At 32.1% G+C, this 12,321-nt stretch carries 13 protein-coding genes; 8 read left to right on the plus strand and 5 right to left on the minus strand.

What is annotated here, in order from left to right:
- Window positions 1-152 precede the first annotated feature (152 nt).
- From ACF91D_RS05100 to ACF91D_RS05120, 5 genes are read left to right on the plus strand one after another with little or no spacing between them, the layout of a single operon-like run.
- Window positions 153-914 (plus strand): IclR family transcriptional regulator, encoded by a 762-nt coding sequence (locus tag ACF91D_RS05100; RefSeq protein WP_327620860.1) that lies wholly within the window; start codon window positions 153-155, stop codon window positions 912-914.
- The gene (locus tag ACF91D_RS05105) at window positions 911-1,852 is read left to right on the plus strand and encodes a sugar kinase (RefSeq protein WP_327620859.1); all 942 of its coding nucleotides are present in this window, start codon (window positions 911-913) and stop codon (window positions 1,850-1,852) included. Before ACF91D_RS05100 ends, ACF91D_RS05105 begins: the two co-directional genes overlap by 4 nt.
- A gap of 8 nt (window positions 1,853-1,860) precedes the next feature.
- Complete coding sequence (locus ACF91D_RS05110) at window positions 1,861-2,484, plus strand: bifunctional 4-hydroxy-2-oxoglutarate aldolase/2-dehydro-3-deoxy-phosphogluconate aldolase (RefSeq protein WP_327620858.1); 624 nt, start codon at window positions 1,861-1,863, stop codon at window positions 2,482-2,484.
- 12 nt (window positions 2,485-2,496) lie between these two features.
- On the plus strand, window positions 2,497-3,642 hold the full coding sequence (gene dgoD / locus ACF91D_RS05115; protein WP_039067937.1) for a galactonate dehydratase: 1,146 nt from the start codon (window positions 2,497-2,499) through the stop codon (window positions 3,640-3,642).
- A 21-nt stretch (window positions 3,643-3,663) separates the two neighbouring features.
- Window positions 3,664-5,025 (plus strand): gluconate:H+ symporter, encoded by a 1,362-nt coding sequence (locus ACF91D_RS05120; RefSeq protein ID WP_208181803.1) that lies wholly within the window; start codon window positions 3,664-3,666, stop codon window positions 5,023-5,025.
- Between the two features lie 435 nt (window positions 5,026-5,460).
- Here the strand turns inward: ACF91D_RS05120 and ACF91D_RS05125 are convergent, their stop codons facing one another.
- Together ACF91D_RS05125 and ACF91D_RS05130 are read right to left on the minus strand one after the other, a co-directional pair.
- Window positions 5,461-6,144, minus strand: a complete 684-nt coding sequence (locus ACF91D_RS05125; protein WP_101050626.1) for a flavin reductase family protein — start codon at window positions 6,142-6,144, stop codon at window positions 5,461-5,463.
- A gap of 713 nt (window positions 6,145-6,857) precedes the next feature.
- Entirely contained in the window at window positions 6,858-7,409 is a 552-nt protein-coding gene (locus ACF91D_RS05130; RefSeq protein ID WP_039067942.1) for a cysteine hydrolase family protein, read from the minus strand.
- A gap of 123 nt (window positions 7,410-7,532) precedes the next feature.
- Between ACF91D_RS05130 and ACF91D_RS05135 the strand changes: the two genes are divergently transcribed.
- Window positions 7,533-7,997 carry an Lrp/AsnC family transcriptional regulator gene (locus ACF91D_RS05135; protein ID WP_069793321.1) on the plus strand — a complete coding sequence of 155 codons (465 nt, stop codon included), beginning with the start codon at window positions 7,533-7,535 and terminating at the stop codon, window positions 7,995-7,997.
- Window positions 7,998-8,060: 63 nt separating this feature from the next.
- Here the strand turns inward: ACF91D_RS05135 and ACF91D_RS05140 are convergent, their stop codons facing one another.
- The 3 genes from ACF91D_RS05140 to ACF91D_RS05150 form a co-directional block, all read right to left on the minus strand.
- Complete coding sequence (locus ACF91D_RS05140) at window positions 8,061-8,390, minus strand: winged helix-turn-helix transcriptional regulator (RefSeq protein WP_107548751.1); 330 nt, start codon at window positions 8,388-8,390, stop codon at window positions 8,061-8,063.
- 333 nt (window positions 8,391-8,723) lie between these two features.
- Window positions 8,724-10,058: a persulfide dioxygenase-sulfurtransferase CstB gene (gene cstB, locus ACF91D_RS05145; RefSeq protein WP_101050617.1), complete on the minus strand. Its 1,335-nt coding sequence runs from the start codon at window positions 10,056-10,058 to the stop codon at window positions 8,724-8,726.
- A gap of 35 nt (window positions 10,059-10,093) precedes the next feature.
- Entirely contained in the window at window positions 10,094-11,161 is a 1,068-nt protein-coding gene (locus tag ACF91D_RS05150) for a DsrE/DsrF/DrsH-like family protein (RefSeq protein WP_327620857.1), read from the minus strand.
- 138 nt (window positions 11,162-11,299) lie between these two features.
- Here ACF91D_RS05150 and cstR point away from each other — a divergent pair, with 138 nt between their 5' ends.
- Together cstR and ACF91D_RS05160 are read left to right on the plus strand one after the other, a co-directional pair.
- Window positions 11,300-11,560: a persulfide-sensing transcriptional repressor CstR gene (cstR, locus tag ACF91D_RS05155; protein ID WP_017722250.1), complete on the plus strand. Its 261-nt coding sequence runs from the start codon at window positions 11,300-11,302 to the stop codon at window positions 11,558-11,560.
- Entirely contained in the window at window positions 11,560-12,315 is a 756-nt protein-coding gene (locus tag ACF91D_RS05160; RefSeq protein WP_039067949.1) for a sulfite exporter TauE/SafE family protein, read from the plus strand. Before cstR ends, ACF91D_RS05160 begins: the two co-directional genes overlap by 1 nt.
- Window positions 12,316-12,321 lie beyond the last annotated feature (6 nt).

Consider the following 12,321-nt stretch of genomic DNA (forward strand, 5'->3'; position numbering starts at 1 on the left):
ATAAACCTTTGAAAATATAATTAAATAACATGTTACATATATAATAGTAAAATAAAATGTTAATTATTGACATTTAAAAAATAATATGATTATATTCTTATGCTTTCACATACATATATGAGTTTCACATATATGAAATTAGGAGGGTTAGTATGGTTAAATCTGCAAAACGTGTGTTTGAGGTTTTAGAGTTATTGAAAGATGCTGTAGTTCCATTGAGTGAAAAAGAAATAGGAGATAAGTTGAATATCCCACCAAGTAGTTTATTTAACTTACTTAAAACAATGTTGGATTCTAAATATATAAGGAGAGATTATCAAAATAAATACTTATTAGGACATAAATTGATTAATTTAGGTAATAGAGCTCGGGAAGATTTAGATTTATATAATGAGAGTTTGACGTACGTTAAGCATTTAAATGAAAAAATTAATGAAACAATTTTTTTAGCTTATCCTCAAAACAATGAAATGATTTATTTAACTAAATTTGATAGTGATAGATCTGTCAGGACGGCAGCCCAACCAGGGGTTAACAAACCAATTTATTCTACTGGATTAGGCAAGGCATGCTTATCAATGTATAACATAAAGACGTTAGAAAATATTTTTGAAAACATTGACTTTGAAAAGATAACACCTAAAACTGTTGATAATTTTACAGAACTTAGAAAGCAATTATTAATATTTAAAGAACAAGGTTACGCTTTAGATGATGAAGAAAATGAAATAGGGTTATATTGCGTCGCAGCACCAATATTGAATGATGAAAAACAAGTTGTTGGTGCAATAAGTTGCGCAGGACCAAAAGAACGAATTATTAAAAATAAAGCTATCCCAATTCTTATAAAGAAAAACGCTTATTTTATTTCAAGAGCAATGGGTTTAACGAGAAATGGAGTTGATATAAATTGACTGTAATTTCATACGGAGAAGTCATGGGTGTATTCTCAGTTAATGATGGTAAGTTTATGCATAGAGAAAGCACACAGTTTCATATTGCAGGTGCTGAAGCGAATACTATGATTGGGCTATCTAAATTAGGGGTTGCTTCACAATTTATCTCTGCTATAGGTAATGATGGAGTTGGAGATGCTATTCAATATCAATTAAGAGGAGAAGGGATAGGTACTCAATTTTTAACTAGCTTAAATAATTATTCTACTGGAATCATGACTAAAGAAAGAAGCGTTTCGAATACAATTCGTGTAGATTACTTTAGAAAGTTTAGTGCGATAAATCATTATGAAATCAGCTATTTTTTTAAAACTATTTTTGAAAGCGCAACCATGTTATATATTACTGGTATTACTCCATCTTTAAGTCAACTTACTTATGAAACAACAATATCATTAATAAAAGAGGCTAAAGAAAGAGGAATAACAGTAATATTTGACCCTAATTATCGAAAAAAACTTTGGAACCAAAATGAATTCAAAAAATTTTATAAAAAAATAGCTAAAGACATTGATATTTTATTAACTGGTAGTAGCGAAGCAAACATTTTATTTGGAAGTAAAACAAATGAAGAAATTGTGAAAGAAACAGATGCTAAGTTATTAGTTATTAAAGACGGTTCTAATGGTGCATTTTTTGCAAATCACGAAGAAAGTTTCTTTAAAGAAGCATATAAAGTTAAAGAAATAGATTCAATAGGTGCGGGTGACGCATTTGCGGCAGGTTTAATTTATGGAATTCAAAAATATAATATTGATGATTTATCACAATTGTCTAAATATGCTTTAGCTATGGGAGCTTTAGCTACAACATCTTATGGAGACTTTTATGGATTACCAACGTTAAATGAATTAAACCAATTTTTAAATCATCAACTAAGTGATGTGGAAAGGTAGTATTTTAAATGAGCATTGATGCTATTAAGAAATATAAAATCATATCAATAATTAGAGGATATGATACTAAAGATACCTTAGAAATAGTGGAACAGTTATATAAGGCAGGTATTAGATTAGTAGAAGTAACACTTAATTCTCCAAACGCTCTGGAGTCTATAAAGAGTTTAAACGAAATTTACAATGGAGAAATGTTTATTGGAGCAGGCACAGTTCTAAATGCTGATTGTTGTCAGAAAGCTATAAATATAGGTGCGAAATTTATTGTTTCGCCAGATACAAATTTAGAAGTAATATCTTGTACGAAAAAAAACAATATAATTTCAATTCCAGGTGCTCTCACGCCTTCTGAAATTACATACGCTGTTAATGCAGGAGCAGATATAGTAAAAGTATTTCCAATATCTGAAATGGGACCAGCATATATTAAAGATATTCGAGCGCCACTAGATAAAATAGATTTGTTACCAACTGGAGGTATTGATGAAACAAATATTAAGCAATACATCGATATGAATTCAATTGGCGTGGGCGTTAGTAGTGCTATTGTAAAAAGTGGTCTAGAAATTAATGAAGAATCTTTAAATGAAATTAAAGTAAAAGCTGAAAATTTGATAAAAAAGATAAAATAGGAGGATATTAACATGAAAATTACAAGTTATGAATTATATCAAGTGCCGCCTAGATGGTTGTTTTTAAAAATAACAACAGATAGTGGACTTACTGGTTGGGGGGAACCAGTAATTGAAGGAAAAGCAGCCACTGTGAAAGCAGCAGTAGCTGAGTTGATGGATCAAATTATTGGCGAGGATCCATGTAATATTGAGGGTTTATGGAACCAAATGTATCGCTCTTCGTTTTATAGAGGGGGACCAATATTGATGAGCGCTATTGCTGGAATTGACCAAGCACTTTGGGATATTAAAGGAAAACACCTTAATGCTCCCGTTCATCAATTATTAGGTGGGAAAGCGAGAGAAAAAATAAAAGTTTATTCATGGATAGGTGGAGATAGACCGACTGATGTTGCTTTAGAAGCCCAAAAGGTTTCAGATAAAGGCTTTACAGCGATTAAAATGAATGCAACCGAAGAATTACAATATATTGATGACTTTAAAAAAGTTCAGGATGTAGTTGAACGTGTCAGTGCGATTAGAGAAAAAATGGGGGACGGTTTTGGTATAGGTATTGATTTTCATGGTCGAGTACACAAACCTATGGCTAAAATTTTATTTAAAGAATTGGAATCTTTACATCCGTTATTTATTGAAGAACCTGTATTGCCAGAACATAACGGTACTTTAAAGAGTTTATCAAACTTTTCTATTCCTATTGCTACTGGAGAAAGAATGTACTCACGTTATGATTATAAATCAGTGTTAGCTGATGGGTATGTAGACATTATCCAACCTGATTTATCTCATGCTGGCGGAATTACAGAATGTAAAAAAATAATATCCATGGCAGAAGCGTATGATGTAGCAGTAGCACCACATTGTCCTTTAGGCCCTATAGCATTAGCTGCGTGTTTACAAGTAGATGCGACTTGTCACAATGCAATCATACAAGAGCAAAGTTTAGGAATTCATTATAACAAAGATAATGATTTATTAGATTATGTAAAAAATAGAAGTATTTTTGAATATGATAATGGCTTCGTAAAAATACCTGACGCCCCCGGTTTAGGTATTGAAATTGATGAAGATTATGTTAAGGAACGAGCAAAAGAAAGTCATAACTGGAAAAACCCAATTTGGAAACACAAGGATGGTTCTATTGCCGAATGGTAAATAGCATTAAGGGGGATAAATATGAGCTTAGTTGGAGTTATATTTAGTGTCGTTGTTAGCGTGGCGATACTTTTAGTGTTAATAATTGTTTTAAAACTAAATACTTTTATTTCACTAATAATTACATCAGTAATTGCCGGCCTTTTTTTAAACATACCTATGGAAGAAATAATGGGAAGTATTGAAAATGGGATAGGAAGCACGCTTGGCCATATAGCTTTAATATTTGGACTTGGTGCTATGTTAGGTAAACTACTATCTGATGGTGGCGGTGCAAGCAGAATTGCAGAAACATTAATTTCAAAATTTGGTGAAAGATATACACAATGGGCAATTATAATTGCTTCATTTATTATAGGTATCGCTCTATTTTTAGAAGTTGGTTTAGTTTTACTTATACCATTAGTATTTACTATTGCCAAAAAACTTAATGTATCACAATTGAAAATTGGTATTCCAATGATGGCAGCTTTATCAGTAACACATGGGTTCTTGCCGCCACATCCAGGGCCAACAGTTATAGCTAAAGAGCTACATGCTAATATTGGTGAAGTACTTATGTATGGAATAATAATAGCGATACCTGTAGCTGTTATATCTGGACCTTTATTCTTGAAAGTTGCAGAAAAAATTGTGCCTTCTGCATTTAGAAAAGAAGGAGATATTTCAGAGTTAGGAACTCAAAAGCAATTTTCTGAAAGTGAAATGCCGAGCTTTGGATTAAGTGTACTTACGGCATTGTTACCTGTTTTATTAATGTTATTATCTACTGTTTTACAATTAATAACGGGACATGAGGATGGCAAAGGTATAAACTATTTAGAAAACTTTGTATATTTCATAGGCACTGCTGGGACAGCGATGATGATTTCAGTTATGTTCGCTATTTTTTCTATGGGATTATGGAGAGGAAAACGGATTGAAAAAACAATGGCTTCAGTAACTAATTCAATATATCCTATTGGAATGATGTTACTTATAATAGGTGGTGGTGGCGCCTTTAAACAAATCCTTATTGATGGTGGTGTAGGAGATACAATTAAAGAGAGCTTTACGAATACATCAATGTCTCCGTTACTTTTTGCTTGGATTATAGCAGCAGTGTTGAGGATTGCATTAGGGTCTGCGACAGTTGCAGGAATATCTACCACAGCAATTATATTACCAATTGTACAAAATTCAGATACTAATGTGGCGCTAGCAGTTTTAGCGATAGGTGCTGGTAGTTTAATCTTTTCTCATGTAAATGATGCAGCATTTTGGATGTTTAAAGAATATTTTGGACTTACGATTAAAGAAACATTTTTAACATGGTCACTTTTAGAAACTGTCCTTTCAGTTTCAGGTATTATATTCATTTTATTTTTAAGTTTATTTTTATAAATATTAGCAATATAGGATGTCTCGCTGAAATATTTTAGCTATTATTTTAAACCCATTTTTACAATAGTATAGTTTTTATGTAGTACACCACAACTTTCACAATAATCATGCGTATACAAAAATTTTACGTATTCGCATAATAGCACTTAAATCTTTGTTCTTTATATTCAATTTCTTCCTGTTTATTGTCGGAAATAAGATTAGAGACTTCAATTTCAAGTGTTCTTGATATAAAATAATTGATAGGCGCATAATCTCTTCTTAGTTTATTTGGTAGGACATTTAAATTATAGAGATTTTTGTGCTTTTTTGTATCAAAAAACAAGACTGAATAGAAAAAGGACCTTTGACAAAGAGCCTAAAAAATCAGCCTACTTAATCTATAAAGTAAAATTAAGTAGGCAATTTTATTGTTATTAATGTAATTTATAAAAATTAATGTGATTTGTTATCAAAATTTCTGCCTTCTAAACCAGCCAATTCCTCTTTTGATGCAGATGGAGCTTTCATTTCAAAAATTTGGTCGATAACTGTATAGTCATAATATCCTAAACGTGCAATTGGTCTAATAGATTGTATATCAAGTTTCCCATTATCTAGAATAACTTCGTCATCAATATGAACTTGTGCTACACGACCTATTACCATATCTACAGTTGATACTGAATCGCCAGTAGGTATACGTACTGTTTGTACATATTCACATTCAAAATGTACGGGAGATGCTTTTACTCTATGACCAGGCGCTTCAACGCATTTTTCTTTTTCTACACCTGCAAATTCAAATTCATCTTCTTCTGGTGGTAAAGCTTTAGCGGATAAGTTTACTGCTTCTCTTAAATCATAAGTTGCCATGTTCCATACAAACCAGCCTGTTTCTTCTGCATTTTTAACTGTGTCTTTACGCTCGTGATCACCTAAAACAGATTGATTAGCTGCAAACATTACCATAGGTGGATCCCATGTTAAATTTTGGTATTGGCTATAAGGTGCTAAATTATCTTTACCATCCTTTGATATTGTTGAAATCCATCCAATTGGTCTAGGGACAGTACTGCTTTTAAAAGGGTCATGTGGTAAACCATGACTACGTGTGCCTTGTTTTGGTGAATAATTCATAATATCATCACTCCTCAAAAATTTTGAAACCACTCCAAGAATAATTGTAATTAATAAGCACGTCTAATACTAAATTTGAATTGATTTATTAGTTCAAACTATAGAACGCTAAAATGTAAATCAGTATGTTGTTTGTTTATCGTTTGGCAATAATTAATGAAGCAATGAATCCTACGAATACATATAGATAATATAATTACAAACATACTTTGCTGTGGTCTGTTTTATTAAGAGTAGTAATAAAAATTTTGTAGGATTAAAAATACGTTTATTTCAGGTGCTTTTGGAATTGTTATCCTAGAAACTTTAAACCCATTTTTACAATAGTGTAGTTTTTATTTAATACAACACAACTTTCACAACAATTAGGAGTATGTAAAAATTTCGCATAATAACACTTAAACCTTTGTCCTTGATATTCAATTTCTCTCAGTTTATTGTCGAAAATAATATTAGGGTCTTCAATTCTAAGTGTTTTTGATATAAAATAATTCATAAGCGCATAATCTCTCCTTAGTTTATTTGGTAGGACATTTAAATTATAGAGATTTTTGCGCTTTTTTTGTATCAAAAAACAGGACTGATTTTTATACCAGTCCTGTTTACAATAGAGCCAGGGTATCATTTTATAAAGAAAAACAAAAAGATATACTATAAATTAAAGTTTTTCTTTATATAGTCTTATTTTATTTAAATGAATCTGCAAGCTAACTTTATTGTTGTTGAATAAAGTTTTCTGTTGTATAAATATCAGCATATAATAAGTCTAACGCGCTGATAAATGCGTAGTGAGCATCTTCTGCTTTAACCACATGCTCGTTATAAGTTAATTCACGTGAAGCACATGCATCTTCAACGACGGATACTTTATAACCTAAATCAGCTGCAGCTCTTGCAGTAGCATCAATACACATATGTGTCATCATACCAACAATTACAACATGTTCTATATTTTGAGCTTGTAATTTATCATGTAAGTCCGTATTAACGAAACTGTTAGGGAATTGTTTAATAATAAGTGTTTCATCATCTTTTGGTTGTACTACTTCTCGAATTTCTGCACCTTCGGTATCAGGAGCGAAAAATCCTAATGATTCATCAGGCGCAATATGTTGAACATGGAAAATATTTTCACTAAGATTTTCTCTAAACCACGTTAATAATTTTTGAGCATTTTCGGCTGCATTTTCAGGATTACTTAATGGGTATTTACCACCTGGGAAATAATCATTTTGAATATCGACAATAATTAAAGCTGTATTCATATTTATCCATCCTTTACTGAATTTAGTATACAATTATAATGATATATTAAAAACGATTCGTTATCGATAGGTCTATGAAATGAATTAGATGAAAAAACTTGCTTGATGAAAGGAAATCCAACAATGAAAATAGATAGTACTGATATACAAATATTGAAAATACTAGCAAATCATTCACGTACTCAATGGAAAGATATAGGAGAGCAGATACACATGACAGGTCAAGCAGTAGGTAACCGTATTCGTAAAATGGAAGATGAAGGTATTATAAAGTCATATACCATAAATATTAGCGAAGAAACTATCAAAAATGGAATGCTGGGTTTCTTAATAATATATATGGAGACGACACAACATGGTCATTTTATTGATTTCGTAACGACTTGTAATGACATAATAGAAGCACATAGAATTTCAGGGGACGGTTGTTATCATTTGAAGTTTAAAGTATCTTCGAATGAACAGTTGAATACGTTACTACAGAAACTGTTAGAATATGGAAATTATTCTTTATATTTATCAGTAAATCAACTCAAAAAGGATGACCAATTTAACGAGCAATATTACTTAAATTATTTTGAAAAATAATATGGACGCTAACATTTATTACAGTGTTAGCGTCCATTTGTATATGCAAAATTAATCATAATATTAATATTTATTTTGTTCACCCCAACTACACATATTTTCAATAATTGGCCATAGGGATTTGCCTTTTTCAGTTAGGCTGTATTCCACTTTAGGAGGTATTTGGGGGAAAGCTCTTCTGTTTACGAGACCGTCTTGTTCTAATTCTTTTAAAGAGTCACTAAGCGTCTTGTATGTGATTTTGCCTAAATAGCGTTTGAGTTGATTGAAGCGTACCACTTCATACGTAGATAAATAGTAAATAATGGTTAATTTCCATTTTCCGTTGATAATTGAGAGCGTGTAATCAAAATACGTATCGTTCAAATGACTATGATGATTAATGTTTGCTATGCTTACACTTCCTTTTGTGTCGATATTATAAAGGGCGCCTTACAATAGCTTTAAAATTCATTGTTTATGTCACTTAATTATTCAATAGACATAACATAGAATATATAGGCGAATAGGATGGTAGTCCCCAAAGTGATATATAAGATAAGGCATCATCAGTAACCATTTCTCTCTGTAGATATGGCACTGAATGATGCCTTGTTTTTAACATAGCTATCATTGTGAACTGATTAAATTTTTGAATATATGATTTCCTCAATTTCTATATTATTTCAATAGAAATTGACTTTTATTTATTAACCAAATATTTTATACCCTGAATCTTGATTAGATTTATTTCAATGCTAATGGAAAGTCTTTATAACCTTCGCTAACGTTTACAATATTAGTAAAACCTCTATATTCTAGTATACCGATTGCAATCGAACTTCTAACTCCTGATTGACAATGAACGTATATTTTATCATTTTTATCAAAAGGTATACTCTCATTTAATAATTTTCCGTGAGGGATATTCACCGCTTGTTCTAAATGACCTTGGTTCCATTCTTCATTGTTACGCACATCTAGCACATTGGTTTCTTTGCCGGTCATATCCGCGCTATGAATAGAAGATGTCATGATTGTTGTTTGTGGTAAACGATAACCTGCTACATTTTCAAAACCAATTAACTGTAAAGTATGCACTGCTTCTTCAACTGTAGCTTTATCACCGATTAAGTCTATATCTTTATTATAGTCTAAATACCAACCAATTTGATTAATGAAGTTGTGATTATAAGGAATATTGATAGTTCCTTGCGCATGACCGCCATGGAAAGCTTCTTTACTACGAAGATCAAATGCGATTCTTTCATTGTTTAAGCTAGGGTAAACATTATATGGTTGATACATGTTCATACCAAATTGGTTAATTTGTTTCATTTGGGCAAAATGATGCGGTGGAGCTGGTTGATTTGATGTTAATGTTTCAATAAACGTTGCTTCCTCAGTTACATTAAAGGCCCAGTTGTTTATTTTTTCGTAACCTAACGTAGACATCGGTACTGCCCCTAAAGCTTTACCGCATGGGCTACCTGCACCATGGCCTGGCCAAATTTGAATATAATCTGGTAAATCTTTAACACTATTTACAGATTGATACATTTGTTTGGCACCGACTTCTGTTGAGCCTTTCATTTGTACTGCTTTTTCTAATAAATCCGGTCTACCTATATCACCAACGAAGATAAAGTCGCCACTAAATAGCCCCATCGGTATATTAGAACCTCCGCCTTCGTCAGTGAGTAAGAAACTGATACTCTCTGGGGTATGACCTGGTGTATGCAAGACTTCTAATTTAATATTTCCTACATAAATAGTGTCTTGATGTCTAACAAAATGGGTTTGTTGTGGCATGTTTTTATAATTCAAGTCATCGTCACCTTCACCAGATACATATATACTTGCGTTTAATTTTTCCGCAACGTCTCTAATACCTGAAGCAAAGTCAGCATGAATATGCGTTTCGGCAGCTTGTGTAATTGTAAAACCTTCTTCATCTGCAACTTCCATATATTTTGTTAAGTCTCGTATTGGATCAATAATCATCGCTTCTCCTGTGCGTTGACATCCAATTAAATAAGATGCTTGAGATAAATTATTATCATAGAATTGTTTGAAAAACATAAAAATCTCCCTTTTTAAAAATATAGTTTAGTTTATTAAATAAATAAATTGTGACTGGCTTGTTCTGTTTCACCAATATAAGTCCCTACGCCACCATATTCGACTTCATCTCTAAGTTCTTCTTTTGTAATGCCCATAACGTCCATACTCATAGTACATGCGATTAACTTGATGTTTTGATCAATTGCTTGGTTTATAAGTGACGGTAAGGAATCAACATTTTTCTTTTTCATAACATAACGCATCATGATATTACCTAAACCGAACATGTTCATTTTTGATAATGGCATGCGTACTGGTGTCTTAGGCAACATAAAATCAAACATTTTTGCAATACCTTTCTTCTTAACATGAGTTGCTTGTGTTTTTTTCAATGCATTAAGTCCCCAAAAAGTGAAAAAGATAGTTACATCTCTGCCGGCAGCTTTAGCACCGTTTGCAATAATCATTGCTGCCACCGCTTTATCTAATTCACCACTAAATAAAACGATAGTCGTACCTTTATCGGTATGATTTACTTCCAGTTCTTTTGGTTTTTCTTTTTGAATAACGGCGTTAATTTCATTGTTATTTTCATTCAGCTTTACAAGTGAGTGTCCTGTCTGTTTCGACCAGCTTTTAATATCACTAAGAAAACCAGGATCAGTGACGGTCACTTCGATTTGGTCACCAATTTCAATATTTTTAATTTCTTTACTAATATTAACTATTGGGCCCGGGCACTGAAGGCCATTAAAATTAAATTGTTTGCGGTTCGGTTTGAGTGATTTATTATTCTCTTCTACCACATCATCATAATCAATATTTTGGTTTTCATAAGCTGTATAACCACCGTCTAAATTCACAACGTCATAACCTTGTTTAGCTAAATATTCACTTGCTTTAGCGCTTCTGTTACCACTTTTACAGTAGATATAATAAGTTTTATCCTTGTTCTTAGCGAATGTGTCAATATTTTCTACAGAATGTAATATTGCACCATCAATGCGGCCTAATTTGTATTCTTCTGGTGTTCTAACATCAATCAATTGTCCTTTTTTCGCCAATTGCTCTAACTCCACTTTACTTAATTCGTTAATATGTTGCTCTTGATATTGTTTCATATTCTCCTCCTCTAGATACCTATAGGGGTATAATAACAGTTGAAAACAACTTAAGTCAAATACCCCGATAGGTATTTGACAATTTACTGTAAATTTATTACTATAAATATATTCAATTTAAAACCGGAGGAAACTAATATGGATTATAATAAACAAATGGTAAATCGCATCAATAGAATACAAGGCCAATTAAATGGTGTTATTAAAATGATGGAAGAAGAAAAAGATTGTAAAGACGTCATTACGCAACTCAGTGCATCAAAGAGCTCAATCCAGCGTTTGATGGGCGTTATTATAAGTGAAAATTTAATAGAATGTGTAAAAGCAGCCGATGATAAGGGAGAAAGTTCTCAAGAAATGATTAATGAAGCTGTGAATTTATTAGTAAAAAGTAAATAATGGACATGCTCAATATAATAGCGATGTTGTTGATTGGCGTATTCGGAGGTTTTATATCTGGCTTGGTAGGCATAGGAGGAGCCATTATTATTTATCCAGCTATTTTGTTGTTACCATCATTATTAGGTGCTCCTGTCTATAGCGCATATATTGCTTCGGGTCTCACTTCTAGTCAAGTGTTTTTTAGTACACTCAGCGGTTCATTTAAAGCGAGAAAGAAAGCCGAATTCTCACCTAAACTTGTAATGAATATGGGTGGGGGTATGGTTATTGGAAGCATATTCGGAGCAATGCTAGCTAATTTATTTAATGCTACTTTTATCAACACTATATATATAATCATCGCTTTAGTTGCATTACTATTAATGTTTATTAAAGTTAAATCTGTTTCCCAAGAGGTTAGATTCAAACCTGTTTTACTTATCTTAGTAGGGTTTGTGATTGGTGTAGTGTCAGGCATTGTAGGCGCAGGCGGTGCATTTATTATTATTCCCGTATTATTAGTTTTATTCAAATTGCCAATGAACACAGTAGTGACTAATAGTATCGTCATTGCTTTCATCTCATCGATAGGGGCTTTTATTATTAAATTCATACAAGGCTATATCCCTATCGAAAGTGCAATATTTTTAATAATTGGAAGCATGCTCTTTGCGCCTATAGGACTAAAAGTAGGTTCCAGGGTACCTGACATTGTTCAAAAAAGCATTGTTAGTATCTTGATTGCGATTGCAATTATACAACTTGTATTTTAATTAATT

The sequence above is a fragment of the Staphylococcus sp. 231237_7MaSpsaltlick genome, assembly GCF_043107035.1.

Coding starts and splice junctions, on each gene's coding strand:
- ACF91D_RS05110 (WP_327620858.1), top strand. CDS start 1,861: ATGAGCATTGATGCTATTAAGAAATATAAAATCATATCAATAATTAGA.
- cstR (WP_017722250.1), top strand. CDS start 11,300: ATGGATTATAATAAACAAATGGTAAATCGCATCAATAGAATACAAGGC.
- ACF91D_RS05100 (WP_327620860.1), top strand. CDS start 153: ATGGTTAAATCTGCAAAACGTGTGTTTGAGGTTTTAGAGTTATTGAAA.
- ACF91D_RS05160 (WP_039067949.1), top strand. CDS start 11,560: ATGGACATGCTCAATATAATAGCGATGTTGTTGATTGGCGTATTCGGA.
- ACF91D_RS05120 (WP_208181803.1), top strand. CDS start 3,664: ATGAGCTTAGTTGGAGTTATATTTAGTGTCGTTGTTAGCGTGGCGATA.
- dgoD (WP_039067937.1), top strand. CDS start 2,497: ATGAAAATTACAAGTTATGAATTATATCAAGTGCCGCCTAGATGGTTG.
- ACF91D_RS05125 (WP_101050626.1), bottom strand. CDS start 6,144: ATGAATTATTCACCAAAACAAGGCACACGTAGTCATGGTTTACCACAT.
- ACF91D_RS05135 (WP_069793321.1), top strand. CDS start 7,533: ATGAAAATAGATAGTACTGATATACAAATATTGAAAATACTAGCAAAT.
- cstB (WP_101050617.1), bottom strand. CDS start 10,058: ATGTTTTTCAAACAATTCTATGATAATAATTTATCTCAAGCATCTTAT.
- ACF91D_RS05150 (WP_327620857.1), bottom strand. CDS start 11,161: ATGAAACAATATCAAGAGCAACATATTAACGAATTAAGTAAAGTGGAG.
- ACF91D_RS05130 (WP_039067942.1), bottom strand. CDS start 7,409: ATGAATACAGCTTTAATTATTGTCGATATTCAAAATGATTATTTCCCA.